Origin of the sequence: Pseudarthrobacter enclensis, assembly GCF_030811655.1 — a bacterium.
Classification (GTDB): domain Bacteria; phylum Actinomycetota; class Actinomycetes; order Actinomycetales; family Micrococcaceae; genus Arthrobacter; species Arthrobacter enclensis_A.
The window spans coordinates 1-26,672 of the sequence record NZ_JAUSRE010000023.1 but is presented as its reverse complement, the minus strand read 5'-3'; the positions used below and the strand labels follow the sequence as shown (position 1 = coordinate 26,672).

Annotated in this window: 22 protein-coding genes and 2 pseudogenes; 12 read left to right on the top strand and 12 right to left on the bottom strand. The window is 64.0% G+C overall.

The features are described from left to right. Positions 1–137: 137 nt before the first annotated feature. Both J2X98_RS18330 and J2X98_RS18325 read right to left on the bottom strand, forming a co-directional pair. Positions 138–2,627, bottom strand: coding sequence for a heavy metal translocating P-type ATPase (locus J2X98_RS18330; RefSeq protein WP_307310997.1), 2,490 nt, complete (start codon positions 2,625–2,627; stop codon positions 138–140). Then, a complete protein-coding gene (locus J2X98_RS18325) occupies positions 2,593–2,907 on the bottom strand; it encodes a heavy-metal-associated domain-containing protein (RefSeq protein WP_307310995.1) in 315 nt (104 codons plus the stop codon). The genes J2X98_RS18330 and J2X98_RS18325 overlap by 35 nt, the downstream gene beginning before the upstream one ends. A gap of 123 nt (positions 2,908–3,030) precedes the next feature. Here J2X98_RS18325 and J2X98_RS18320 point away from each other — a divergent pair, with 123 nt between their 5' ends. Continuing rightward, positions 3,031–3,429, top strand: coding sequence for a MerR family transcriptional regulator (locus J2X98_RS18320; RefSeq protein WP_277798619.1), 399 nt, complete (start codon positions 3,031–3,033; stop codon positions 3,427–3,429). 105 nt (positions 3,430–3,534) lie between these two features. On the opposite strand, the gene J2X98_RS18315 is transcribed toward J2X98_RS18320, so the two are convergent. Continuing rightward, complete coding sequence (locus J2X98_RS18315; RefSeq protein ID WP_277798618.1) at positions 3,535–3,924, bottom strand: heavy metal-responsive transcriptional regulator; 390 nt, start codon at positions 3,922–3,924, stop codon at positions 3,535–3,537. 213 nt (positions 3,925–4,137) lie between these two features. On the opposite strand from J2X98_RS18315, the gene J2X98_RS18310 reads away from it, so the two are divergent. The 4 genes and pseudogenes from J2X98_RS18310 to J2X98_RS18295 all read left to right on the top strand — a co-directional run bounded on the left by J2X98_RS18310 (position 4,138) and on the right by J2X98_RS18295 (position 8,521). Continuing rightward, the gene (locus tag J2X98_RS18310; RefSeq protein ID WP_307310991.1) at positions 4,138–4,461 is read left to right on the top strand and encodes a hypothetical protein; all 324 of its coding nucleotides are present in this window, start codon (positions 4,138–4,140) and stop codon (positions 4,459–4,461) included. A gap of 137 nt (positions 4,462–4,598) precedes the next feature. After that, positions 4,599–6,044, top strand: a complete 1,446-nt coding sequence (gene merA / locus J2X98_RS18305; RefSeq protein WP_307310989.1) for a mercury(II) reductase — start codon at positions 4,599–4,601, stop codon at positions 6,042–6,044. 54 nt (positions 6,045–6,098) lie between these two features. Continuing rightward, a complete protein-coding gene (gene merB / locus J2X98_RS18300; RefSeq protein ID WP_307310988.1) occupies positions 6,099–6,764 on the top strand; it encodes an organomercurial lyase MerB in 666 nt (221 codons plus the stop codon). Positions 6,765–7,276: 512 nt separating this feature from the next. After that, a pseudogene (locus J2X98_RS18295) lies at positions 7,277–8,521 on the top strand (IS256 family transposase). A gap of 746 nt (positions 8,522–9,267) precedes the next feature. Here J2X98_RS18295 and lgt read toward each other — a convergent pair. Together lgt and J2X98_RS18285 are read right to left on the bottom strand one after the other, a co-directional pair. After that, positions 9,268–10,320 (bottom strand): prolipoprotein diacylglyceryl transferase, encoded by a 1,053-nt coding sequence (lgt, locus tag J2X98_RS18290; protein WP_307310985.1) that lies wholly within the window; start codon positions 10,318–10,320, stop codon positions 9,268–9,270. 128 nt (positions 10,321–10,448) lie between these two features. Beyond that, the gene (locus tag J2X98_RS18285) at positions 10,449–11,186 is read right to left on the bottom strand and encodes a hypothetical protein (RefSeq protein WP_307310983.1); all 738 of its coding nucleotides are present in this window, start codon (positions 11,184–11,186) and stop codon (positions 10,449–10,451) included. An 839-nt stretch (positions 11,187–12,025) separates the two neighbouring features. Between J2X98_RS18285 and J2X98_RS18280 the strand changes: the two genes are divergently transcribed. The 5 genes from J2X98_RS18280 (at position 12,026) to J2X98_RS18260 (ending at position 15,566) form a co-directional block, all read left to right on the top strand. After that, complete coding sequence (locus J2X98_RS18280) at positions 12,026–13,123, top strand: ATP-binding protein (RefSeq protein ID WP_307310979.1); 1,098 nt, start codon at positions 12,026–12,028, stop codon at positions 13,121–13,123. Positions 13,124–13,564: 441 nt separating this feature from the next. Continuing rightward, the gene (locus J2X98_RS18275; RefSeq protein ID WP_307310976.1) at positions 13,565–14,005 is read left to right on the top strand and encodes an SGNH/GDSL hydrolase family protein; all 441 of its coding nucleotides are present in this window, start codon (positions 13,565–13,567) and stop codon (positions 14,003–14,005) included. Further along, positions 14,002–14,151 (top strand): hypothetical protein, encoded by a 150-nt coding sequence (locus J2X98_RS18270; RefSeq protein WP_307310974.1) that lies wholly within the window; start codon positions 14,002–14,004, stop codon positions 14,149–14,151. Before J2X98_RS18275 ends, J2X98_RS18270 begins: the two co-directional genes overlap by 4 nt. Positions 14,152–14,664: 513 nt before the next feature. After that, entirely contained in the window at positions 14,665–15,237 is a 573-nt protein-coding gene (locus tag J2X98_RS18265) for a biotin transporter BioY (protein ID WP_307310971.1), read from the top strand. A gap of 14 nt (positions 15,238–15,251) precedes the next feature. Next, entirely contained in the window at positions 15,252–15,566 is a 315-nt protein-coding gene (locus tag J2X98_RS18260) for a CHY zinc finger protein (protein ID WP_307310967.1), read from the top strand. A gap of 474 nt (positions 15,567–16,040) precedes the next feature. Here J2X98_RS18260 and J2X98_RS18255 read toward each other — a convergent pair whose 3' ends face one another. After that, positions 16,041–17,111 carry an iron ABC transporter substrate-binding protein gene (locus J2X98_RS18255; protein WP_307310963.1) on the bottom strand — a complete coding sequence of 357 codons (1,071 nt, stop codon included), beginning with the start codon at positions 17,109–17,111 and terminating at the stop codon, positions 16,041–16,043. Positions 17,112–17,848: 737 nt separating this feature from the next. Between J2X98_RS18255 and J2X98_RS18250 the strand changes: the two genes are divergently transcribed. Together J2X98_RS18250 and J2X98_RS18245 are read left to right on the top strand one after the other, a co-directional pair. After that, positions 17,849–19,048 carry an IS110 family transposase gene (locus J2X98_RS18250; RefSeq protein ID WP_307310961.1) on the top strand — a complete coding sequence of 400 codons (1,200 nt, stop codon included), beginning with the start codon at positions 17,849–17,851 and terminating at the stop codon, positions 19,046–19,048. Between the two features lie 167 nt (positions 19,049–19,215). After that, positions 19,216–19,920, top strand: a complete 705-nt coding sequence (locus J2X98_RS18245) for an SGNH/GDSL hydrolase family protein (RefSeq protein ID WP_307310958.1) — start codon at positions 19,216–19,218, stop codon at positions 19,918–19,920. 291 nt (positions 19,921–20,211) lie between these two features. On the opposite strand, the gene J2X98_RS18240 is transcribed toward J2X98_RS18245, so the two are convergent. The 6 genes and pseudogenes from J2X98_RS18240 to J2X98_RS18215 all read right to left on the bottom strand — a co-directional run. After that, positions 20,212–20,550, bottom strand: coding sequence for a P-II family nitrogen regulator (locus J2X98_RS18240; RefSeq protein WP_307310953.1), 339 nt, complete (start codon positions 20,548–20,550; stop codon positions 20,212–20,214). Continuing rightward, positions 20,547–21,926, bottom strand: coding sequence for an ammonium transporter (locus tag J2X98_RS18235; RefSeq protein ID WP_307311128.1), 1,380 nt, complete (start codon positions 21,924–21,926; stop codon positions 20,547–20,549). The genes J2X98_RS18240 and J2X98_RS18235 overlap by 4 nt, the downstream gene beginning before the upstream one ends. A 112-nt stretch (positions 21,927–22,038) precedes the next feature. Next, positions 22,039–22,346: pseudogene (locus tag J2X98_RS18230) on the bottom strand (ATP-binding protein); the annotation flags it as partial. A gap of 628 nt (positions 22,347–22,974) precedes the next feature. Beyond that, a complete protein-coding gene (gene glpK, locus J2X98_RS18225; RefSeq protein ID WP_307310950.1) occupies positions 22,975–24,489 on the bottom strand; it encodes a glycerol kinase GlpK in 1,515 nt (504 codons plus the stop codon). A gap of 42 nt (positions 24,490–24,531) precedes the next feature. After that, on the bottom strand, positions 24,532–25,281 hold the full coding sequence (locus tag J2X98_RS18220; RefSeq protein ID WP_307310947.1) for an MIP/aquaporin family protein: 750 nt from the start codon (positions 25,279–25,281) through the stop codon (positions 24,532–24,534). 86 nt (positions 25,282–25,367) lie between these two features. Continuing rightward, on the bottom strand, positions 25,368–26,672 hold a 1,305-nt coding region (locus tag J2X98_RS18215), incomplete at its 5' end, for a glycerol-3-phosphate dehydrogenase/oxidase (RefSeq protein WP_307310944.1).

The window sequence follows — 26,672 nt, the reverse complement described above, 5'->3', positions numbered from 1 at the left end:
CGCCCGGCAGGGTGCAGAGGTTTCCTACCGGAAATCCAGCGGCACCATCCCGGGCGGGGTAGGAACCCGGTCCCGGGCGGCTTCGTCAATCATTGCCGGGCCGCCGATGGCAGGTTCACTGCCGCTTACTGCCCGTCTCATGCTTCCTGCTCCTGGGCCGCAAGCCGGGCTCTGCGGGCTTTGACGCTGCCGATGGCGTCGAAGAGCAGGGCCGGGCGGGTGCCGATGGAGTTCAGGAAGATCGCCGTGACGGAGGCGGCCATCGCGATCATCGCCCAGACCGGGTAGACCAGGCCGGTGGCTGCCAGCGGGACTCCGATGCCGTTGAAAGCGAAGGCCAGGGCGACGTTGGTCCGGGTCCGCCGGTAGGCGGAGTCGCTGATGGTGCGGGCGTCCATCACCCCGGCGACGTCTTCGCGCAGCAGCACGATATCCGCGGATTCGACCGCGATGTCCGTACCGGCTCCGGCGGCGATGCCGACGTCGGCCTGCATCAGGGCCGGGGCGTCGTTGATCCCGTCGCCGACCATCGCGACCCTCGTACCTCCGGCCTGCAGCTCCCGGACGATGCCGGCTTTGCCTTCGGGCCGCACCCCGGCGCGCACATCACTGATGCCGGTTTGTTCGGCGACCCGGCGGGCGGCTCGTTCGTTGTCCCCGGTGACCAGGACCGGTTCCAGGCCTGCGGCGCGCATCGACTCGACGGCTGCAGCCGCGTCGGGACGGAGGCGGTCGGCCAGGGCGATCACCCCGAGGGCACGCCCGTCCCGGGCGATGCCGATGACGGTGTTCCCGGCCGCTTCGAACTGATCAATCCGGTGTACCAGGCCCGACAGGGCCACGCCTTCAGCGGTCAGGAAGGCCGGTGAGCCGGCCAGAACCACGGCGCCGCCGATCATGGCACGGACCCCGGAGCCGGTGACCGATTCAAACTCCCAGGCAGGAGCCGGGGTGATGGCCCTGTCCCGGGCAGCGTTGACGATGGCCCGGCCCAAGGGGTGTTCGGAGTGCTGTTCGGCCGCCGCGGCCAGCGCCAACAGCTCATGGGCGGTACCGGTAGCGGGTTCGGTGGCAGTGACGGCGGGTTTGCCTTCGGTGAGGGTGCCGGTCTTATCCAGCACGATGGTGCGGACCTGGCGGAAGGTTTGGAACGCTTCCCCGGTGCGCATCACGATCCCCTTGTCCGCGGCCGTTCCGGCGCCCCGGACAATGGCCAGCGGGGCAGCGATACCCACGGCGCAGGGGTAGCCCATGACGAGCACGCTCAGGGCCGCGAACACGGCGCGGCGGACATCCGGTTCCCCGGTAAGGGCCCAGCTGCCGGCCAGCCAGCCGAGGAGGGCAACGGCGGAAATGGTCAGAATGGTGGGGGTGTAGACGCGCAGGATCCGGTCGACCAGGTGCAGGATCCCGGGTTTGAGGGCGCGGGCGTCCTCAACATGGCGGATGACCTGGGCCAGGAACCCCTCGGCCCCGGTCGCGCTGACCTGGACCCGCAGCGTCCCGGTGCCGTTGACGGAACCGCCCACGACCTGGTCCCCGGGGCCGGCGTCGACCGGCACCGGTTCGCCGGTGACCAGGGACACATCCACCGCGGACACCCCGTCACGGACCCGCCCGTCCAGCGGGATCCGCTCGCCGGGACGGACCCGGACCAGGTCACCGACACGGACCTGTTCGACCGGGACCTCCGCCTCGGCCCCGTCAACAGTCACCAGGCGGGCCAGGTCCGGCTGGAGATCCAGCAGTTTGCGCACCGACTGACTCGATCGGGTCTTGACCAGCAACGAGAGCCACTCTGAGAAGATGTGGTAGTTCATGATCAGCACAGTGACCGCGAAAAATGCCGCCGTCGGATAATCCGGCAACACCCCGGTCAGCCCGATCAACCCGCCGGCGATCCCGGCGAACGCGCCGACCTCCAGCAGTACGTGCTGGTTCAGGATCCCCCGCCGTCCCGACTGGTACGCCATCCGCAGGATATGCGGGCCGATCCCGAACACCGCGGCCAGTGCCAGGAGCCCGGCACTGACACTGACCACCGGTTCGCCCAGCACCCCGGCCGCCCGCAGGACCAGGGCTGCGACACCGGGCGCCACAACACCAGCGGCCCCGGCCAGCGCCCGGGCCCTCCCTGCCGGGCGCAGCAGCACGTACGAGAGCGGGACCATCAGGACCACGACCGTGGCCGGGACCAGAACCGAAAGTACCCCGGTCACCACAGCGATCAGCCCGATCGCTGCCAGGCTCGCCGTGACCGCCGCCAGCAGCCGAACACCTTCCCGGACCAGGACCGCTTCCTCTTCCTCGAACGGACGCAGCTTACGCGGGTCATAGAGCTCGTACCCGATGTCCCTCAGTGTGCCCAGAATCAGGTCCGGGGAAACGATCTGCGGGTCGTAGTCGACCAGGGCCTGTTCATGGGTCAGGGACACCGCGACCGTGCCCACACCGTCCATCCGGCCCAAAGCTTTCTCGATCGTTCCCGTGCACAGCGAGCAGTGCAGGCCCGCGATCCGGGCCCGGATACGCTCATGCCCCGGTTCAGCGCCCGGCTCCGATGCCCACAACCGGGCACTGTCCTTCGTCGCGTTAATCATTCCGCTGCCCTCGGTCCGGCTCGTCATCAGGTCCAGCCTTCATGCCCGCATCTGACTCTGTTTCGCTGCCCTTCACGGTGTAGCCCGCGGCGGTGATTTTCGCCGCCAGCACCCCCGCTTCCACTCCCGGCCCGACATGGACCCGGACCCGCCCGGTGGTGTGATCGGCGGTGGTTTCCCGTACTCCTTCGACCCGGCGCAGGGTGTTGCCGATCCGCTGCTCGCACCCGGTGCAGGACATGCCCTCCACCTGCAGCGTGATCAGCGCCGGACCTGCCGCGTTGCCGGGAAAAACATTGTTGTTCATTGCTGATTCTCCTCATTCCTGTCGGGGCTTGTCCTCGTACTCCGGCCATGCTAAAACTTTGACCCAAGGACAAAGTCAAGGGTGCGTTGTTCGCCGCCGCCAGAGAAAACAAAAGGAGTCCGGATGAAAGTTGGACAGGCAGCCGACGCAGCCGGGGTCACGCCCAAGGCCGTGCGCTTATGGGAGTCCAAAGGGCTCCTCCCACCGGCGGGAAGAACTTCCACCGGATACCGGATCTTCACCGATGAAGACGTTCGGATTCTGCGGTTCATCCGGCAGGCAAAAGCACTGGACCTCAGCCTCGAGGAAATCGGGGACGTGCTGGACCTCCAGCGTCACGGCGCAGTCACGTGCGGGAAAGTCACCGCCTTGCTCGATGCGCACATCGAACGGCTCGACCGCACCATGACTGACCTCAAGCGCCTGCGCCGGACCCTGGACCGCGCACGCAAAACTGCACGCGATACCCGCGCGAGAGGCCAGGAAGCGGTCGTCTGCCACATCATCGAAAACACCGGGTGAACAGCTCTTCCCCCGTCCTGGGTCTCACCCGACGGCACAGGGGTATTCCCAAGACGCAAGGGACACAACCGAGATGAACCTCACCCGCGGTCCCTTCAGCGGAAGTTAGAGGTAACTGCAGATCCGGTTGGGATCGCAGTCCGCCGGGTCGCCGGCGGAGGCGGTGTGATGGAATCCGGCGACGGCATCCCGCAAGGCGGCCAGTTCTGCGATCTGGGCGTCCAGGTCAGCGAGTTGCCCGGCAAGCAGGTCCCTGACGTGGGTGCAGGGGGCGCTGCCGCGGTCGCGGAGGGTGAGGATCTCACCGATCTGGGCCAGGGTCAGGCCCGCAGCGCGGCCCCTGCGGATAAACTCCAGCCGCGTGATCGCGTCGTTACCGTACTCGCGGTATCCGTTTCCGGTGCGTTCCGCGGGCGGCAGCAGACCGCGGTCCTCATAGAACCGCAGGGTTTTAGTGCTCGTTCCGGCAGCTGCTGCCGCCTCACCAATCCGCATCATCTGCTCCTGCCGTGAAGGGGAAAGCCGGGGGTCCGATAAACCCCGCTTGACATTCCAGCATAGGGGAAGGTCAAGAATGGGGATACAGCAGAGCTTCAGTATCCCAAGTCCCGCTTCGGAACTGCCAGGCAGGCCCCACGCCCTCGGCGTTCGCGGCGGCCCGTTTTGCCGAAACCGATCCTTCCAGACCGACCCCTACCGGAGGTACCGTTGACCACCCAGACCACACCAGCCACCCTTTCCGGCGGTGTTCCCGCACCGGCAACACCGCCCGCCGTTCCGGTGACGGCCCTCATTGACCTGCCCGGCCTCCGCAACGCCGCACCCATCGGCGGGGGCTGCTGCTCGCTCGCCGCCGATGACGCTGTCAGGGACGAGCTTGAGAGCTGGCCCGGGGTTACGGTCGAGAAGATCGATGCCGAAGCTGAAACCGTCCCGGTCCGGTACGAGCCGGACCGTGCTGACCGGCTTTCCGATGCCGTGGACGCGGTCCGTGACCTCGGCTTTGACCAGGCCGGCATCCGCGGCCGCTGACCCCAGTCCGGAAAGTTTCCGGCCGACCGGCCCTCTTGACCTTGCCCTGCAGGTCAATGTGCAGACTGGGCATGAACATTAGCCATTGGCGACGCGGGGACCAAAGAGCTCTTCGCACCCATTTTCTGGAAGGTCTCATGACTGAAGCAACAGCGTTTGATTATGATCTGGCAGTGATCGGCTCCGGCGGTGGGGCGTTCGCCGCCGCGATCCGGGCAACCAGCCTGGGTAAGCGGGTCCTGATGGTGGAACGGTCCACAGTCGGGGGGACGTGCGTGAACACCGGCTGCGTGCCCTCCAAGGCCCTGTTGGCTGCCGCGGACGCCAGACATATTGCAGCAGATGCCTCCGGCCGGTTCCCCGGCATCAGCACCTCGGCCGCGCCGGTGGACATGGCCGCCCTTCTCGCCAGTAAGCGGTCGTTGGTGGAGGGGATGCGCACGGATAAGTACGTTGACCTGATCGCGGACTACGGGTGGGAGCTGCGCCAGGGTAACGCGGTGTTCGCCGGAACCCCTGAGGAACCCGCCCTGGAAATCACCGGACAGGACGGCGCCCGTGAATCCGTTACCGCCGCCCACTACCTGGTCGCTACCGGTTCGGCCCCCTGGGCGCCCCCGGTTGAGGGTCTTCAGGATGTGGAGTACCTGACGTCGACAACGGCGATGGAACTGGAAGAGGTCCCCGAATCCCTGCTGGTGTTCGGCGGGGGCTATGTGGCGCTGGAACAGGCGCAACTTTTCGCCCGCCTTGGCTCCAGGGTGACCATGCTGGTCCGTTCCCGCCTGGACTCGGCGGAAGAACCCGAAGCATCCCGGGCACTAATGGGTGTGTTCGCGGACGAGGGCATCCGCGTCGTCCGCCGGGCGATGGTCACCGCCGTGCGGAGCGACCCGGATACCGGAGAGGTCCTCGCGACCGCCACAGTATCGGGCGGCCAGGAGGAATTCCGCGCCGCCCGGCTGCTCGTCGCCACCGGACGCCGGCCCGTCACCGATGGTTTGAACCTGGACACCGTCGGGGTCAAGACCGGTGACCGGGGCGAAATCCTGGTGCAGAACACCTTGGCCAGCACCAACCCCCGGATCTGGGCCGCCGGCGACGTCACGGGTCACAGCGAGTTTGTCTACGTTGCCGCCTCCCACGGTTCCCTGGCGGTGGAGAACGCCTTCAACCAGGCCGGCCGCGAGGTCGACTACCGCCACCTGCCCCGGGTCACCTTCACCAGCCCGGCCCTGGCTGCGGTCGGCATGACCGACAAGGAAGCCAACGCCGCCGGGATCCGGTGCGAATGCCGGGTCCTGCCCCTTGAATACGTCCCCCGGGCACTGGTGAACCGCGACACCCGCGGCTTCATCAAGATCGTTGCAGACGCCGATACGGGACGGATCGTGGGAATCACCGCCGTGGGCAAGGAAGCCGGGGACCTGGCCGCAGCCGGAGTCTACATCCTCGAAGCCGGCATGACCGTGGACCAGGTCGCGAACCTCTGGTCCCCGTACCTGACCATGGCCGAAGGCATCAAAATCGCCGCCCAATCCTACAAAACCGACGTCTCCAAACTCTCCTGCTGCGCCTCCTGACCCCTTGGGCCAGCACTCCCCCTGACCCTATCCGCATTGGACGAAAGGCCCCCAATGACCACTGACTTCAGCCACTTCACCGGGCGCATGACCTCCCCGGATACCGGCATCGAACCGGCGCTCTGGCTGCCCCTGTTGCACCTGCTGGCCCAGGGCGAGCCCGTGGGCATCAGGGATCTCGCCGCCGTTAGCGGGCGCACTGTGCGGGAAGTCAGCGCCGCGCTGCTCGCAGTCCCGGACACCGAATATGACGGGACCGGACGCATCGTCGGGCTGGGCCTGACACTGCGGCCCACCCCGCACCGCCTGGAAATGACCGGGAAGCAGCTTTACACCTGGTGCGCCCTGGACACCCTCATCTTCCCGGCACTACTCGGTACCACCGCACGGGTTGAATCGGTCTGCCACGCCACGGGCGAGCCGGTACGGCTCAGTACCGGTGCACCGGGTGTGACCGCTGTGGAGCCGGGCACAGCCGTGGTCTCGCTTGTCAACCCTGAGGACATGAGCCGGGTACGATCGGCCTTCTGTAACCAGGTCCACTTCTTCGCTTCGGCCCAGGCAGCACAGCCCTGGCTGGACGCCCACCCGGACGGTTCGATCCTCCCCGTCGCTGCCGCAGCCAAGATCGGGGCTGCCATGGCCGCATCCCTGCTTGACGAAACCCTGCCCGAAGAACCCGGCGCCCCCGGCAACGCCACACACCGGTGCGCCTGCTAAACAGCCCAACCCTTCAGGGTGGGACAAACACGTCGAGGTCGACGACCGGAAGAACGCTGGAAGAAAGGCCTTCCGAACGGCTTGGATGTTTGTCCACCACGAGCACGCGTTGGGCTGGTCACCTTCAGGCGCGAGGCCACGTCTGTAACTCCGGTGGACCAGGAGGACGGTGAGTATCAAAGCCTGGATCGTTTATCGCTGTAGCTGCCTCCACGGGGGAAGCCGAATGTCATCTACTCCTTCACCTCCCGGGGCCCAGTGGAAGACCTGGTCCGTCTGCCCGAACCGCCCAGCAGCAGCGCGGCGATACCCGCCCTGGCACCAGGTAACAGAAGACGGGGACGCGCCCGGGAGCATCCTCGGTGGTAGCGATGACGCGGGCGTTAACAGGTCACGTCCCGTGGAGTGGTGTAAATCTCGGGTTCTGAGCGTCGCTTCGTTGACGTGAAGAGCCATCGTGCGATGGTCAGTGAGAACTGTCTAGGAATCTCACGAGAGGACACAAACACACGATGGCTCTTGACCAGTCTGCCCTGGTGGACCTGCTTGGCCAACTGAAACTCACCGATGTCACTGAACGGGTCCGCACGGCCACGGAGAAGCTCTACCAGGAGCTCATCGACGCGGAAGCGACCGCGTTTATCGGCGCCGGCCCGTTCGAACGCACCGATGAGCGCGCGACGCACCGTAACGGGACGCGCCCCAGGACCCTGGCCACGACGGCCGGGGACCTGGAATTGAAGATCCCGAAGCTGCGGTAGGGCTCATTCTTCCCCTCCTCGCTCGAACGGCGCCGCCGCGTGGATCAGGCCCTGTTCGCTGTCGTGATGGAGGCCTACCTGCACGGTGTCTCGACCCGGAAAGTCGATGATCTGGTCAAGGCTCTCGGGGCTGATTCGGGGATCTCCAAGTCCGAGGTGTCGCGGATCTGCGCCGACCTCGACGCGGAGGTCGGGGCGTTCCGTGACCGGGATTTATCCGCGTTGGGCTACCCATACGTGTTTCTCGACGCGACGTATTGCAAGGCGCGCGTGAATCACCGGGTCGTGTCCCAGGCGAGCGTCGTCGCGTTCGGTGTCGCCGCGGACGGACGTCGGGAGGTGCTCGGTTTCGACGTTGGCGACAGCGAGAACGAGGCGTTCTGGACGGACTTTCTTCGCTCGCTCAAGACCCGGGGTCTGGGTGGGGTCAAGCTCGTCATCTCAGACGCCCACAGCGGGCTGAAGAAGGCTATCAATACTGTCTTTCAGCGCGCGTCCTGGCAGCGCTGCCTGCACTTCATGCGCAACGTGCTCTCGACCGTGCCCAAGGGCGCCCAGGAGATGGTGGCCTCGATCATCCGCACGGTGTTCGCCCAGCCCGATGCCGGGCATGTGAATACTCAGTTCGACGAGGTCGCCCGCATGCTGGGGAAGTCCCACCCGAAGGTCGCCGCGATGCTCGACGATGCCCGTGAAGACGTTCTCGCGTTCGCTGGGTTCCCGACGAAGCATTGGCGTCAGGTCTGGTCCACGAACCCGATGGAGCGAGTGAACAAGGAGATCAAACGACGCACCGACGTTGTCGGGGTCTTCCCCAACCCGGCAGCACTGCTGCGCCTGGCCGGTGCGGTCCTCGTCGAGCAGCACGACGAGTGGGAAGCCGGGGACCGCCGTTACCTCTCCGAAGCATCCATGCAAGAACTGAACGAATCCGGCACACCGGCAGCCAAGCAGGTCGAGGAGGTGGTTCCAATTCCCGAACTCGCTGCGGCATAATCAAAACCAACTGACCCGCACGGTGTCGAGAAACTCCACCACCCAGCGGGACGTGACCGCGTTAACATGCTCATAGGAGCGAGGTGCGGTCCGGTGGGAACAGCCCGGATCATCTGAGATCTGGCGTCGAGGGGGCGCCTCGCCGCTCATCCTCGATGGGCCGGCTCCCGCCCGCGGCCCCGGTATTACCCTGTACTAGGTTTCGGGCCCGGCTGCGGCGCCGCAGCGCATAAACAACCGCGCCGGCCAGTACTGCCGCGGCAAGTGCCAGAACAACGGGACTGCCCAGCGCACCCCCGGCCACCACGAGAATACCCCCGGCGAGCAGCGCCGGACCGGCACAACAGATGACAGCCAGGAACACCGCACCCGTGGCGAGCACGCTACCGCTCGGACGCTGCCTTTGGTTCAAACGACGTACAGACATGAAGATCTCCTAACAAGGGGCGCCCGACATGGTCGCGGTCCGGTCGTCATCCGGCCAGCCGAAGGTAACGAGCCACCGGAGCGGCTACCCCTCCAGTCTCAACGGTTCCCCGTGGGGCAATGTCAACCCGGCGTGGCTCGTGAAAAAGGGTAATGATCGTCGCAGGCTATGTCGTCGAGCTGGTGTTCACCCGGCTCGGACTTGTCCCGGCAGGTCAGGAAACCTTTGGCAAAGGACAGCGGCGGCTGATATCAGGGACCCGGGAGTTTCGGTACCCCGCTTTATCTCAAGGCCGGATCCGGGCAGATTCTCTCCAACCTCACTTGTTCGTTACGTCGGCCGTCCCGGCACCATGGCTGCCGGCACGATCACTGTCCTCTGGAGATCCACAGCCGGCAGGCCCGCGAACTGTATCCGTAGCGGAGGCTTCTATATCGTCCGGCCCCTCTGGGAAAGGAAGGTTTTCGTGCCAGCCCGGCGCCCTCCTGTCGACTATGAACGGGGCCGTTGCCCGCGCCGTCGGAATGGCCAGGGGTGCCGTGGAGCGTGGCCGGCGGAACAGGACCAGGAACGCTACCGTGCCGGCGAGGAAGATGAGCCCGGCGACCCAGGTGTTCACGCGCAGCCCCAGGATCAGGTTTGCGTAGTCCGAGCGCATGAGTTCGAAGACGAATCTCCCGCCGGTGTAGGAGGCGACGTAGAGGGCGAAAACGCTGCCGGCCCCGAGACGGAACCTTTTGTCCAGAAACAAGATCAGCAGCCCCACGACCAGGCACCACAAGGATTCATACAGGTATGTCGGCTGGAAATAACCCAGGACTGCGGGCGCGCCGGCGGCGTCCGTGAGAGCCTTCCCTGTTTGGGGGTCCATGGGGTGGATCTGCAGTTTCCAGGGCAGGGTCGTCGGGTCACCGTAAAGTTCGTTGTTGAACCAGTTACCCCACCGGCCCAGTCCCTGAGCGAAAACAACGCCGGGTGCCACTGCGTCCAGGAAGCCGACGAAGGAAACCCCCGCCCTCCGACAGCCGATCCACGCGCCCAGACAGCCCAAGGCGATGGCACCCCAGATCCCCAGACCGCCGTCCCAGATCGCGAAAGCGTTCCACGGGTTTTTACCCGGCAGGAAGTACAGTTCCGGGTCGGTGATGACGTGATAAATCCGGCCGCCGATGATCCCGGCGGGAATGGCCCAGATGCAGATATCCAGCACCTGCCCCGGCTGCCCGCCACGTGCCTGCCAGCGTCGTGACCCGAGCCAGAGGGCAAGGACGATGCCTGCCATGATGCACAGGGCGTAGAAGTGGATGGTCAACGGTCCCAGATGGAACGCGCTGACGGTCGGCGACGGAATGAAGGACTCGGTTGGGATCATAGCGGGCAAGGCATCCTGTCAGGGAATCAGCAAAATATCGGAGGCAGTGAAAGAGGCACAGAGCCCACACACGCATGCGCACGGTGGGCCGTCACACGCAGCGGCACCCGCGTGGGCGTGTGCCCGGTTTACGGCAGCGGGGTGATGAGGCTGTTGTGCCACGTCACACCCAGCGTCCCCGGTGTTGTTCCATGGGGCTTTCCGTCGCTGTGCCAGATGATGACCGCCGCTTCGCGGTTACCCAGACAGCCGGAAACCGTGTTCGTTACCGTCGCAGTCCCGCCGGCATCAGCGGTGAAGTTATTAGTGCTGCCCTGGCTGTCGCCCCAGGGGGTGAAACGGCCGGGCCCCTGGACATCCAAATGGACCACGAAGGTGCTGTAGGACCCGTTGGGAATCAAGCCCGTCAGCTGACTGGCGGCCTCCTCCTGACCCGCGGTGCAGCTGAACGACACCGTCCCGGCAGCTTTCTCCCATTGACCCAGGGTGATGTTCAGCGCCGAGCCGTCCGCTGCCAACAAAGCAGTCCCAGGATCCGCGGCCTTGGCGGCCGGCGTCGTTCCGGCAGCATGAGTGATACCCTGCGGGCCGGAGCCGGCCGGGGCCCCGGGGGAACTCTGGAACACCTGCGGATCGATCACGGAGCCAAGTTTCGATTCGTGCGAGAAGAAGTCCATGTGCAGTTGATAGGTTGCCTGCGCCGGGGCGGAGGACGCGGCTGTTGTGGACGGAGCCACCGGCGAACTCTGTGGCGTGCTGGCCGCGCTGCAGCCAGCCAGAGCGGCCATGGCCACCATACCGGCGAAGACCACCGGTCCACGGCGCAGGTGCCGCTTGGATCCTGACGTAAAACCTATGTTGGTCATTACCTCTCCGGACGTCGACATAAGGGGTGCGTTCCCCTCCATGAGCATGGCCGCACACCTAAACCACGTACACGACATAGAGATCGTTCCTCCTTAGTTAGTAGGCGCCCAGCGGAACCCTCGCGACCTGCCACGCTCTCCTGCGTTCGGTAATGATCGTTCGCACGACAGTCCCATGTCGAGTTCGAAGAAGCGCGGCTGCGGGCGGCGTCATTTGTAACGGTTCGCGCGTACCCTCCTATGCAACGTCCAGTTGGGGGCTGATACATTTTGGGGTGCGTACCGAATACGGACGCCTGGCCCCACATGGCTGGTGGCCGAGGCGCAGCAGGGTCCTCCTGACTGCAGTTCGAAGCAGTACACCGACACGCCGGTGGTTACGGCGGGCCATCAGTGAACATCGCAGGAACTTAGACCTGACAAGATTAAGTACACCCCAACCTGACGTGAAGGCTGGCTGACGTGTGAGGACTTGGCTGGTGCGCGGAAGTCCGGCATGTTCACCGATGCCCGCCCAGATAAAGCATGTGACTTCAGCACCGACTTCCCACTGCAAACTTCATCAAGTCCAGAATTTGTGACTGTTTTGATTATTCCCGGGCTTCGTTAGCCCGGTTACTTGTCCTGCCCCTCTGTCAAGGTGGGATCTGAAAACATCATGAGCGCGCTGTCAAGAAACTGGAACTTCGCCCTATTCTGACGCCAGCGCAGTCAAGGGCATCCAGACGCAGATGACCGTTCTCCTTCAAGACACGGGCAAAATGGTCAGCCTTGGAACGGCAACAGAGTAGACTCACAGGCGCTCACAAGACTCACAAGGACTCACAGGAGGTGTTGCGGTGAGGAATCCTTTCCGCCCGACGGCGGGCGCCACACCCCCGGAACTGATAGGACGTGAGGGCATGCTCGACGAGTTCGAGTACGGCCTGCAGCTCGGCTCCGGGGCACCTGGACTGCTGACCATCATCACCGGCGCCCGGGGCATCGGCAAGACCGCCCTGCTGAGCGCAGCCCAGGACAAAGCACGGCAGCAAGGGTGGATCGTCATCTCCGAAACCGCCACGGCCGGCTTCGTGGGGAGAATCGGCGAGAGTATGCGGCTTCATGTGGAGGAACTCGGCTCCGGCCCCAGTGGCCGCAGAATCACGGCCCTGGGCGTTGCCGGCTTCACGGTGACCACGCAGCTCCCGCCGGAGCGCCAGGTCGATTGGCGCCGGTTGGGCGGCCAGCTCCTGAGCCTGCTCGCGGAGAACGGGACCGGGCTGCTCTTTACGGTCGACGAGATCCACTCGGCGGACCGCACGGAGCTGTCCCAGCTTGCCGCGGACGTCCAACATTTCATTAGGGACGGACTCCCGATAGGTCTAATCTTCGCCGGGCTTCCAGCAGCGGTCTCGGATCTGCTTAACGAGGGAGTCGCCACCTTCCTGCGCCGGGCGGACCGAATCGATCTACATGCCGCGGCCGTCAAGGAAGTCGAGCGTTCCTTCACGCACACTTTCGAGCAGGCCGGAATCAAGATCAGCGACGAAGAGATCCGGCACGCGGCACAGGCGACCGGCGGCTACCCCTTCCTGATCCAACTCATCGGCTACCAGCTCTGGCGGCAAGCTGAGATCAACGACCTCGCCCTTGAAAAGGACAACGTCACCCAAGCGATCCGTGCTGCCACCAGGCGCCACGAAATGACAGTGATAGAAGCCGCCCTCTCCACAACCTCGGACAAAGACAAAGACTTCCTTCAAGCCATGGCCCAAGACGAAGGGCCTGTCGCCGCCGGCGACATCGGAAAAAGACTCAATGCCAAGAGCAACGTCGTAGCCAACTACCGGGCCCGGCTCATCGCCGCTGGACTCATCGAAGCCCCAGCGTACGGCAAGGTCGACTTCGCCATCCCGGGCCTTCGCGAGTACCTCCGCAAAATACGACCCACATAGCCCGTCCCCCACCGAGGACAGAGCTTAACCTCGCCGGCGCCAACCCGACAGAATCTTCACTATCGGCGCTCAAACAACGGGAGTAGAAGTAGCAGCGTGACCCCCGGTTTGGGAGAATTGGTCGTTCCCATGTTGAGCCCCTGTCGTGGATCCCAGTATCACGGGCGGCTGAGCACCCCATGCAGCCGCCGAGCCGCGATCGACTCAGGGTCCTGGCTTGTCGGCCCTGTTCCGTCCGGTAGCGTCTCCGTATATGCCGTTCCACGTCGGGGTCAATCGACCCGGGTTCACGACGGCCGGATCGATGCGGCCGGAGCTGCGCTTCTGGTTGTTTTGAGTGCGTGTGCTCCCGTCGGCGTCCACCCGCAGTCTGTGTTCAGGCAACCAGCATCGGCCCGCTCGACCGCGAGCACAGCAGGCGGCATATCTGAAACGGTGTCTATGGACACCACGGCCAGGATTGTCGTGATTGGTGACTCGCTGAGCACGGGGCTGGGAACGTCACCAAACCAGGCGTGGCCGAAACTCTTGCAGTCGTCGGTACGCCTGCCCGGCAAGCGGGCGGTTGAAATCACTAATGCTGCCGAGAATGGTAGCGGCTACCTGGCCACGGGTGTTGAGGGCGACACGTTCCGGATGGAAGTCCAGGCGGCAGTGACACCTGAGACCGACGTGATCCTGTTCTTCGGATCCGACAATGACGTGGGGGCAAATCCGGAGGAGCTCAAGGCGGCAGTTACGTCAACCTTCGGAGCCGCGTCGTCCTTGGCTCCCAAGGCCACTCTTGTCGCGATCGGTCCGCTGTCCGGTAGCGAGGAGCCGGATCAGGTGCTGGCCGAGGTGTGCAGCTCTGAGGTTTCCGCCGCGCAGGATATGGGGTGAAATTCATTGATCCCATAGCCGACCACTGGCTCAGCGACCGCGCAGACGTTTTGCTCGGACCGGACGGTGAACACCCCAGCGCCAAGGGACAAAAGTTCCTGCGCGACAAAATGAAGCAGATTCTTAGCGCCGCCCTACCCAGCTGAAAGGCTCACCTGTTCCGGGATTTCCCAGCTGCAGACGGCAGCGTCCGGCTGTGTCCTCGATTTCGTTGGCGAGCGGCCCGGGTGCCCGTGGTGCTGCTGCTCTGCGGGCTGACAAAGCTGGTGTAGCTGGCCTCGGGCTCCCGGCGCCACGTGCTGCGTACGGCCCCGATGGCGCTGGCCGCTACGGGGGTTGACCGGGGTGCTGCAGATATTGACGGAGGGTGTGTGGAACATCTGGGGAGCCCCGCCGGAAGAGACTGTGCCGAACGGCTGGTGTTCAGAAATCCCAGCCTGGAATGAGTTCGGGTGCCCAGAGACAAGGCAGTCCAACGTCGCTTTGTAGCGGTCGATCCATAGATCCTCGGCGCGGTGGTGGGTTCGCTACAAAACGGTTCCTGGCGCGGCTGCGTAGCCTTCTTACAGAACGCTGCCCATATCATCAGGAGGAACCATGAGTCACCCGACTACCCGGCCCCACCCCAGCCAGCCCAGACCAGCCCCCGCCTGCCCCGTATGTTGTGGGACGCGCAGTCGCTCGCTCTCGTTGCCGTTTTCGCGGCCTTGATCGCGGTCTCGGCGATCGTCCCAGGGGTCCCTGTCGGTAGTTTCGGGGTGCCTATCACGCTGCAGACGCTCGCCGTCATGGTGACCGGCCTTGTCCTTGGCGGATCGCGTGCCGCTGCCGCGGTGGCGCTCTACCTTCTTGTTGCGTTCGCTGGGCTGCCGATATTCTCGGGCGGCCGGGCCGGCCTGGCCGTCCTCGCCGGCGGGTCTGCCGGATACATCGTGGGTTTCCTCCTGGCCGCTTTGCTCGTTGGCATCGCCGCGGAGCAGATCATCCGGCGCGTCCGGGCCAAGCGGCGCGGTCTGTGGTTCTTCCTCGCTGCGGTCGTGGTTACCGTGGTCGCATCGCACTTGCCCGGCGTCCTCGGGATGATGGTCAACCTCAAGCTCTCCTGGCAGACTGCCTTCGCCGGTGACCTGATCTTTTACCCGGGCGATATCGTGAAGGACGCGGTGGCATCCGTTGCGGCGGTGGCCGCCCACCGGGCTTTCCCGGACATCCTCGTGCGCCGCATGAAGTAAGCGAGCCCAGTGCCATGAGGATCTTCGGCAGAACCGTGGACGACGAAACCCGCTGCATTCACTACCACACCGAAAAAGATGTCATAGCCATCAAGTTCAAGTGTTGCCTTCGGTACTATCCCTGCCACCTCTGTCACGAGGAAGACGCAGATCACCAGGCCCAAACATGGCCAAGGAATCAGTGGATGGAGCCAGCAGTTCTGTGCGGCGTCTGCAAAGGCGAGATGTCCATCCACGCTTATCAGGCCACCACATCCTGCCCAAACTGCAGTGCTCGTCTCAACGAACGGTGCGCCGCCCACGCACACCTATACTTTCAGACGACCTGAGCGGAACCTGCCTGCCAACTACGTAAAAGGGGCTGCACTCGAAAAGTTTCGCGCGCATATCTATTACCCCTACAGTAGGCCGGAGGCCGGCGTCAGAGGGGGTCACCAGGGCGGAGTGAACGAGGGTGGCCACGGGCCGCATTTCCGGCTCAAACCGTCCCGGTCCAGTTGCCATACCGTGCCCGGAACACTGAGGCCGTCGGGCCCGACCGGTTAGGGTGTCGAGTCTGTACCGGCCCGCGACCACAGCATCCGGAGACCCCGCGAACAAACCCTCAGAAACTTACTCCCCCGCTTTCTGTGACCCGTCGAAAACCCCTTGGCCGGACTGGTATCCACCCAGAAAAGGGCACGGCCCGCGCAAAGATATCCGGTGCCCCGGAGGCAGTCCTCATCATACGTTTCTCCGGCCGGCAGGGCCGGCTGCACGGGTCCCCGCACCCCCGTGGACCTGCCTGTGAGTTAGAGGATGGGTTAGAGGAGCCCGGCTTCTGTCATCAGGTCGGTGACCTTCTGACTGTTGAGTTTGGCTGGGTCTACCGAAGGTGCCTGAAGATCCTTGAGGGGTAGAAGTTTGGGATTGGCTGGCATGTCGGAACCCACGGTGTATTCAAAGGAATCACCAGTCTGCAGGACCTGCTGCCCCTCTTTGCCTGTGATGAACTTCAGAAACTGCTGGGCCTGGGCCTGCTTTTTACTGGAGGCCAGGACGGCGCCTCCGGAGACGCTGACGAACGCGCCGGGGTCCTGGTTCCTGAAGTAGTGGAGATCAACGTTCTTGCTGTTTTCTCCGGTCTGGGCCTGGTCCACGAAGGAGTAGTAGTGGTAGAGGACACCTGCCTCCACCTTGCCGGCGTTCACAGCAGCGAGCACCGGGGTGTCGTCCTTGTAGGACTGGAAGTTGCTTTTCGCCGCCTCAAGCCAACTCCGCGTCGCGTCCTCTCCCTTGAGCGCAAGCATGGCGCTGACGATGGCCTGGAAATCGGCTCCTTCGGTGGAGGCGCCGATGCGTCCTTTCCAGACTGGGTCCGAAAGGTCCATCAAGGACTTGGGCAGCTGGTCGGGAGTGAGCTTGTTCTTGTTGTAAGCCAGAACGGTCGAGCGTGCCGCGATGCCCGTCCAGTCTCCCGTGGAGGGCCGGTACTGTGCCGGCACCTGGGCCAGGGTTGCCTGGTCCACCGGGGCGAGCAAGCCTGCCCCTTCGACGCGGACCATCGCAGGGGAATTTTCCGTCAGGAAGACATCCGCCGGTGAGTTCTTCCCCTCCTCGGTGAGCTGGTTGCTCATTTCCAGGTCGTCACCATTCCGCAGCGTGACCTTGATTCCCGTTTCCCTGGTGAAGGCCTCCACCCATGCACCGGTCAGGTTCTCGTGCTGCGCGTTGTAAACGACAATGCTGTCACCCCCGGACCCCGCGCCAGCGGTGGAACCCTCGGTGGCGGACCCGGCGCTTCCGGACCCAGTGGGGGCGCCCCCGCAAGCCGAAAGAGCCAGCAGGGCGGCGGCGGCGGCCAAGGCCGCTGCGGGTTTGATGAGGAAGTTCATAGTGGCCTTTCGAGGACTCCGGTTCCGTACCGGAGCTACTGGGAGGGGACAGGTTGTTCACGGACACGACACACCGGTCTTGGAACCGGGAAGACTGGCGAGGTCGCCCCCGCCGAAGGGTTTGAAGGTGCTTCGCCGTACTCTTTGAATCCTCCCGCCGGAATAAATTGCAAAGGTAAGGCAAACCTAAGAATAATAACATCAGGCCGATGTTGCGTAATTCGGGAGCACTCGAAGACGGACTGTTACAGCGTCCATGGTCAGCACGCCTCATACGGAAGCTTGAATCGATGCTCCTCCCCCGGGACGGCTGCATCAGATGAACACTCCAGGCCCCGCGCGCCCTGCACCTGCGCTCCTGCGGAATTCCTTGACGCCATCACTCCGGCAACTTGTGGAAACCGCGCCTGGGGCGTTGCCTGCTCCAGCCGGCAAAAGTCGGTACGGGCGCGGCGGTCCACGTGGCCGTTCGTCAGCCGGGAGCGGCCAGCCCATACCCCGTGACCCCGCTACATTTATTCCGTCCCCGAGGGCCGGGGATTTGGTCGCTGGACCTGGTATGACTTTCTTGCCCTGTCACTGATGATCCGGGGGGTGTTGTCGCCAGGTTCGGAGACACGCGTTGACTGCTGATAGGGACACGGCCGGCTCCTTCCGTGGGGCCAGGTCTCTTTGTAACGTGGGTGCCAGCATCGGGTGTCGTGACTGCGGCCAGGAGTGGTGCAAAGGAGCGCCGGATGGACGAAGGGTACGAGGTCTACTGCGGGCTTGATGTCGGCAAGTCTGAGCATCACGCCGCGGCGTTGAACGCCGTCGGCGAACGGGTCTTTGACAAGCCGTTGCCGCAGGATGAGGCGCGACTGCGCGAGCTTTTCACTGGCCTGCAGGAGCACGGCAGGGTGCTGGTGATCGTGGACCAGCCCAACACGATCGGTGCGCTGCCGATAGCGGTGGCGCGGGACTGCGGCTGCACTGTTGCCTACCTGCCGGGCCTGGCGATGCGCAAAGCCGCTGACCTGTACCCGGGAAAGTCCAAGACGGATGCGCGGGACGCGTTCATCATCGCCGAGACAGCGCGTGCGATGCCGCACACGCTGCGGGCCGTCGACCGGGACAGCGAGGTGCTCGCGGGGCTGAAAGTACTCTCCGGATTCGACGCTGATCTGACCCCTGAGTGCACCAGGGCAATCAACCGTCTGCGGTCCCTGCTGCTGCAGATTTTCCCCGCCTTGGAGCGTGTCTTCCCGGGAACAGTGCTGACCCGCGCTCTGGTCCTGGAGCTGTTCATCAAGTACTCCGGACCCACCGGGCTGCGGGCCGCTGGCCGGGGCAATGTGCTTCGTTGGGCCCGGAACCACAGCCGGAAGGACCCGGTGAACCTGGTCGACGCGGTCTTCACGGCGATGGACGAGCAGACCGTCACGGTCATCGGCACCGAAGCCGTCGAACTGGTCATTCCCCGCGTCGCGGCGCAAATCAAGGAACTCAAACACCAGCGCGGCATCGTGGCCGAAGAAGTCGAAAAGCTCCTCGATGACTTCCCTCTTTCCCAGGTCTTGATGTCCATGCCGGGAGTCGGCATCAAGACCGCAGCGACGATACTCCTGACCATCGGCGATGCCGGCACCTTCACCTCCGCAGGACACCTTGCCGCTTACGCCGGCATAGCCCCCGTGACACGGCGCTCCGGCACTTCGATCCGCGGTGAATTCCCTGCCCGCTCCGGCAACAAACAGCTCAAGAACGCCTTGTTCAGATCCGCATGGATCGCCAGCTGCCACCATCCGGCGTCGAAGGCCTACTACCAAAAGAAACGGGACCAGGGAAAGAAACACAACGCAGCCGTCATCTGCCTGGCCCGGCGCCGTTGCGACGTTATCTACTCCATGCTCAGAAACGGCACTCTCTACGAGGAGAAACCCGCCCAAGCCGCTTGACAAAAAGCATAGGGACACCCCCCGTACACCACCACGAATGAACTGCATTCCCGCCGTGTCTTGGTGAAGTCTTCGAACCTCCGAGCGTTCGAAACAGTCCCGAAACACTCATAGTGGAACATGGAAGATCGAGCAGAAGTAATCCAGGACGGGACGGGATCGGCAAAATGGGCACCAGGCGACGTCAGTTGGCCGCTGCGGGCCTTTGTGTTCTCGCGCTGACAGCAGGTGCATCGGTGCCGACACACCCGGCCAGCACGGGTGCTCGGCCGATGCGTGTCGTCGTCATCGGTGACTCTCTGAGCACCGGTTGCGGGACCTCTCCGCAGCTCGCCTGGCCAGCGCTGCTCGGCGCCGACTCCCGCTTCAAGGGCAACGTCAATATCATTAACGCGGCGGAAAACGTCAGCGGCTACCTCAGCCAGGGAGACTTCCAAGGGACGTTCGGCACACAGGTCAACAGCTTCGTGACTCCCGACACCGATACCGTAATCTTGTTTGGCTCCGAAAATGACATCGGCTACGCCCCGGACGCAGTGCGCGACGCGGCCACAACCACAATCCACGCTGCCAAGACCACCGCCCCCAACGCCCGTGTCATCGTCATCGGACCGCCGTCTTATACTCCCGAACCCGAGCCCGAAAGGCTTCAAGTACGCCACGCAATAAAGGCGGCCGCAGCCAACGCGAAGGCCCAGTTCGTAGACCCCATCTCGGAATCCTGGATATCCGGTCAGGTAGACGAACTCATCGGTCCCGACGGCGATCACCCAACCGAAGCCGGACAGCACTATCTGCTCGAACACATGCAACGGCTGATCGGCGACCCCGGCGCGCAACTTGCCAAGGCGAACGAGGCCAGCAGGACATAGGCTGCTGCTTCTGCGTGAATTTTCCCCGCGGGCCCGTTCCGCCCGCTACAGGACAGCGGTCCGGGCACTTTCCAAAGGAGACCGCTGGGCGGAAATGCCTGTATCTCGTCAACAGAGCCCGTGATCCCACCGGGGGGCAGGGGCACGCTGGCTGATGAGGTGCAGCCCAGCGCTAAAGGCGATCGCCAGTATCCTCGCAGGCCGGCCCGAACGAACCAACCACGAGTGAAACCCGGCCAGAGCTTACCTATCGCGTTTATCAGACAGCCCCGTTACCCGCCGTGTTGAGGTTTAGATGGCTGTTGGTCCGCGTTCTCCGGTGCGCACCCGGATGACGTCGTGGATGTCTGTGATCCAGACTTTGCCGTCGCCAGGGCGCCCTGTGTTTGATCCGGTGAGGATCAGGGCCAGGATCTGCTCGTACTGTTCATTGGTCGTGAGGACTTCGATACGGACCTTGGCCAGCAGGTCGGAGGTGTACTCGGCTCCCCGGTAGACCTCGGTGTGCCCGCGTTGCCGGCCGTAGCCGCTTGCCGCGCTGAGCGTCAGACCTTGGACTCCGTGGTCTTCCAAGGCGCTTCGGATGTCATCGAGTTTTTCCGGGCGGACAATGGCGGTGATCAGCTTCATGACTGGATCCTAGCCGTGCTCCCGGCGTCGCCAGGGCGGTGGGGGTCTTTTTTGTTAAACGAGTGCTGAATCTGGTCGTGAAGCGGCTGAAAGCTGCCCGCGACTCCGACGCCTCCGTACTCGTAGGCGGACTCTGCATGCTCGCTGACGTCGATGCCCTCGATCTCATCCTGGACCGGGATGCGGAAGCCCATGGTCCTCTTAATGGCCCAGCCGATGACGAAGGACAACACGAACGAGTAGATCAGAACTGACCCGGCGCCGATGGTTTGCTTGCCCAGCAGCTCCAAGCCCCCGCCGTAGAACAGGCCTTGTCCGGCCGCGGGGGACCCCGGGTCAGCGGCGAGGCCGATGAAAAGGGTCCCTGCGATTCCGCCGACCAGGTGAACGCCGACGACGTCGAGTGAGTCATCGTAATTGAGCCTGTACTTCAGGCCAACGGCCAGTGCGCAGAGTGCCCCGGCGAGCAGACCCAGGACGAGCGACCACACCGGGGTCAGTGCAGTGCAGGCCGGTGTGATTGCGACCAGGCCCGCGACGGCGCCTGAGGCCGCACCGAGTGAGGTGGCGTGTCCGTCCCGTATCCTCTCGATAATCAGCCAGCCCAGGACCGCGGCGCAAGGAGCAGCGAGGGTGTTGATCCAGGCATAACCGGCGATACCGTTCGCGCCCAACGCCGAACCGGCGTTAAAGCCGAACCAACCGAACCACAGCAGCCCGGCACCGAGCATGACGAACGGCAGGTTGTGGGGACGGTGTCCCGGGTCCTTGCCGAAGCCCTTGCGTTTCCCAAGCAGAAGCGCCAATGCAAGGCCCGCCGCGCCGGCGTTGATATGCACAGCCGTACCACCTGCGAAGTCGATCACCCCGAGGCCCTGCCCCAGCCACCCGCCCGTGCCGTTGCCCGAGGCGTCCTTATTCAGATCGAAAACCCAGTGTGCAACGGGGAAATACACGATCGTCGCGAACAACCCGGCGAAGACCAACCAGGAACTGAATTTTGTGCGGTCTGCAATGGCTCCGGAGATGAGAGCGACCGTAATGATAGCGAAAACAGCCTGGAAACCGACGAAAACTATCTCCGGAATCGTTCCAGCCAGCGGCATATCATCACCCGTGGACAGGATCCCGGCGAGGCCAAACTTTTCACCAGGGCTGCCGACCAGACCGGCGAAAACGTCGGTCCCGAAAGACATGGAGTAGCCATAAAGGACCCACAGGACACCGACCACAGCGATCGCGCCGAAACTCATCATCATCATGTTCAACACGGCCTTCGCACGGGTCATGCCGCCATAAAAAAACGCCAGGCCCGGCGTCATCAACAGCACCAACGCTGCCGAAACCAGAACCCACGCCGTATCCCCGGTATTCATCGAATCTAGACCTTCCTCATAAGGATCCACATCGCTGCGCCCACTCCGATGTACGGGCGTGGCCCCGCAAAAGAACCTAGCCTCCGCTTGTTTCCACAACCGCTCCCACGCGTTACCACCGTGTTACAAACACCACACCAAGCCCCAGTCCTGGCACCAGTGTCGGCGATTGACGAAAAGTTCGCCGTTGGAGGCGGTAACTGGAGCTTTTCAGGATCATGACTTCGGCGTGGCAGACGAGGCGGTCGATCATGGCCGACGCGACGACCTGATCGCCAGGACGTCTCCCCAGCGGGCGAACGGGAGACTCGAGGTCAGGATCAGCGAGGCACGTTCGTAGCGGGACGAGACCAAGTGGAAGAACAGGTCAGCCGCGTCCTGCTCGAACGGGATGTAGCCAACTTCATCGATAACAAGGACGGCACCTGCCGGCACCGTGCCACACTCGACGCCCTGGTTGACATGGGCGATTACCTAATCGCGAGTGGTTCCACGGCCATGCGGGACCAGGCCGCCGCGGAACCTTCTGGCTTAACTGGTGGTAGGGGCATCCCAAAGGGCTATGTGATGGCCGGGGACGCACAGGCCCTGGCAGATTTCTTTGGATTTGTCCCTTGCTTCATGAGCCGAATATTGTGTGCACGCTCGGCTGCTTTCGCCACCGGGCCCGGGTTCAGCTTCCGTTTCTTGGCTAGCGCCATCGCAACTCCTGAAAGGCTCAAGTGTGGCAGTGATCGTTAGAATCCACCCGGTTAGGTTTGGCCCCACTTCATCGGCTCAGCTCGCTGTTTGCCCTGTCCAGCCACGGGCAATCACATCGAAGTTACTGCGTGGTTGGATTTCAATGGGGATCAATACTGGGATAGCAACACCCCGCTGCGACGTGCAGGGAACTCCTGGCGGCTCCAAGAGCCGGGCCATGGGTACCCTTTCACCGCGCATGCCGCGCCTGTGCTGCAGGAGAACTTGCGGCCTGGCAGGGGCTCGCGGGCACTGACCGGGCCGTCCTGCCTGGACAGCCAGGACGGCCCGGTGGGGTTGAAGGACTTTACTTCACGTCCTCGTCGACCCAATCCATGGACTTGGTGACGGCTTTCTTCCAGAGGCGCAGCTGGCGCTCCTGCTCCGCCTTGTCCATTTGCGGTTCCCAGCGCTTGTCCTCGGACCAGTTGGCGGACAGTTCGCCCAGGTCCTTCCAGAAGCCGACGGCGAGACCGGCCGCGTAGGCGGCACCCAGCGCGGTCGTTTCCACGACCTTGGGCCGGATCACCGGAACGCCCAGGATGTCCGCCTGGAACTGCATGAGGGCATCGTTGGCGACCATACCGCCGTCGACCTTCAGCTCGCTCAGCGGAACGCCGGAGTCCGCGTTGACGGCGTCCAGCACCTCGCGGGTCTGGAACGCGGTGGCTTCCAGGGCCGCCCGGGCAATGTGGTTCTTGTTGACGAACCGGGTCAGGCCCACAATCGCACCGCGGGCGTCCGAGCGCCAGTACGGAGCAAACAGGCCCGAGAAAGCGGGAACGATGTACACGCCGCCGTTGTCCTTCACGGCCGCGGCCAGGGTCTCCACCTCCGGTGCGCTGCTGATCATGCCCAGGTTGTCCCGCAGCCACTGGATGAGTGAGCCCGTGACGGCGATGGATCCTTCGAGGGCGTAGTGCGGCTTGGCGTCGCCGAGCTTATAGCCCACGGTGGTGAGGAGCCCGTTCTTGGAGTGGACGATCTCCTCGCCGGTGTTGAAGATCAGGAAGCAGCCGGTGCCGTAGGTGTTCTTGGCTTCACCGGTGTCGAACGCTGCCTGCCCGAAGGTGGCGGCCTGCTGGTCGCCCAGGATACCCGCCACGGGTGTCTCGCGGAGCAGCTGGGATCCGTGGACCTCGCCGTACACCTCTGAGGAGGACTTGATTTCCGGCATCATGCTGCGCGGCACGCCGAAGATGCCCAGGATCTCGTCATCCCACTGGAGGGTCTCGAGGTCCATGAACAGCGTGCGGGATGCGTTGGTGACATCGGTGACGTGGACGCCGCCGTCAACGCCGCCCGTCAGGTTCCACAGGACCCAGGCGTCCGTGTTGCCGAACACCAGGTCCCCGGCCTCGGCTTTCTCGCGGGCGCCGTCGACATTGTCCAGGATCCATTTGATCTTGGTCCCGGAGAAGTAGGTTGCCAGTGGCAGCCCCACCTTTTGCTTGAAGCGGTCCCCGCCGCCGTCCCTGGACAGTTCATCAACAATGTCCTGGGTCCGGGTGTCCTGCCACACAATGGCGTTGTAGACCGGCTTGCCGGTGGTCTTGTCCCACACCACGGCGGTTTCGCGCTGGTTGGTAATGCCGACGGCGGCAATATCGTGCCGTGTCAGGTTCGCCTTGGAAAGCGCGGAGCCGATGACCTCACGGGTGTTGTTCCAGATTTCCGTGGCGTCGTGCTCCACCCAGCCGGCTTGCGGGAAGATCTGTTCGTGTTCCATCTGGCCGGAGGAGACAATGGCGCCGCTGTGGTCGAAGATGATAGCGCGGGTGCTGGTGGTGCCCTGGTCGATGGCGATTACGTACTGGTTCATGATGACGTCCTTGTCTTGTTGTTCGAACTGTTAGCCGGGGTCTTAGGAGGCGGCAGTGATGATGATTGGAACGATCCTTGCAACAATTCCGGCCAGGGCGCCGCCCACGAGCGGCCCAACCACCGGGATCCAGGCATAGCTCCAGTCACTGGAGCCCTTGCCCTTGATGGGAAGCAGTGCGTGGGCAATGCGTGGGCCCAGGTCACGGGCCGGGTTGATGGCGTATCCGGTGGGGCCGCCAAGGGACACACCGATGCCCACCACGAGGAGTGCCACGGCCAGCGGGCCAAGCCCCGAGGGGGTGCCGCCCAGGGTCAGGATCACGAAGACCAGGACGAACGTACCGATGATCTCGGTGATCAGGTTCCACGGGGTGGAACGGATCGCCGGGCCGGTGGAAAACGTACCCAGCTTGCCGGCAGGCTCGGGCTCGTCATCAAAATGCTGCTTGTAGGCCAGCCAGCAAACCACGGCACCGAGGAAGGCGCCCACCATCTCGCCGCCGAGATAGGTCAGGGTGGAGCCGAAATCTACAGCGACCCCCGGAGCGTACTCGGCCTTGCCGTTCATCAGCAGGCCCAAGGTAACGGCCGGATTCAGGTGGGCACCGGACTTGGCGGCGACGAAGACGCCGGAGAAGACGGCGATTCCCCACCCCCAGGTGACCATCAGGAAACCGCCGTTGTTGCCTTTTGTCCCCCTCAAAGCCACGTTGGCAACGACGCCGCAACCCAACAGGGTCAGCATGCCCGTACCAAAGACTTCGGAGAGGAAGACTATTCCTAGAGACATCTTTGACTCCTTCTTTGTTTAGTTGTCGGTCCTCTTCGGGTGAAGGACCGTTGGGCCGGGGCACTGGCGCGCCCGGCCGCCTGGCCTCAGGAGACCAGGCTGTGCGTTTCCACCCGGTGGAGACGCTGCAGCACGTCCTGGGCGTGCTTGATCTCAGCGGCGCGGGTTGCGGCGTCCCATTTCAGTGGTCCGGACAGCACCTCCGCCACTTCATTGAGAAGTTCGCCGGTGACGAGCCCCCGGAACGCCAGGGAGGTACGCCGGATGAAGACATCCACCAGGTGTCCCACCTGCTCGTTTGCCGCCATGAACTCCAGCTCACGGACGCTGAGCTCCCTGGTGGACCGCAGCGGCTGGTCGGGTTCTGCGTCGAGGTATTCGATGACCGCTTCGGCCCGGGTCCCGTAGCGGGTCAGGAGACCTGCGGTACGGTCCGCGTCCCGGCCGGCAGCCATATGCGCCTTGATCCACTTCTGCTCTCCCGCTTCATCCGCAGGGAAGCCGGCGCCGCCGCCGATGGGAAGCTGGGCTGTTGACACCTTGCGCTGGACGCCAAGTTCGGCGAGGACGTCATTGGTCAGGTGCTCTGCGAGGGCACGGAACGTGGTCCATTTGCCGCCCACCAGGCTGAGGACGACGGCGCCGCTCCCCTTGTCCCCGGAGGCCCGCCGTTCGATGCGGTAGTCGCGGGAGACGAAGCCCGGCTGGGTGGCATCATGGCTCGGGAGGGGGCGCACACCGGAGAAGGTGTACACGATGTCGTCGGCTGTGACGTTGATCGAGGGAAAAACGTGGCCGATCAGGTCAAAGAAGTACTGGATTTCCCCGTCTGTGCAGATGGCGTCCTCTGCCATGTCCGCGTCAACGTCGGTGGTGCCCACCAGGACCCGGTCCCCCATGGGGTAGATGAGGACAATCCGGCCGTCCGTGTGCTCGAAGAAGATTTCGCGTCCGCGGCAGGCGGCGAGGAGGCCGGGGTGATCCAGCACAATGTGTGATCCCTTGGTGCCACCCATAAAGGATGATGCAGCACCCATCGCTTCGTTGGTGAGGTCCACCCACGCCCCGGTGGTGTTCACGATGATGTCGGCCGTGAAGTCGAATTCTTCCCCAGTGAGTTCGTCGCGGAGGCGGACGGTGCCTCCCTTGCCGGTCCCTGGGTTGGGGGCTGATGACATCGACTGCAGGGAAAGGTAGTTGCTGGCCCGTGCGGTGGCCCCCTGTCCGCTGGTACCGGCAAAACCTGCGCGGCCGGCCTTCTCACCGTCCTGCAGGACGTCCAGGGTCAGACGCTCGGGATTATGGACGGAGGCATCAAAGTAGGTGGCGGTGTATTTCACGTCCGGACGAAGGGCGGGCAGCTCTTCAAGGGCTGCCTTGTGCGTGCGGAA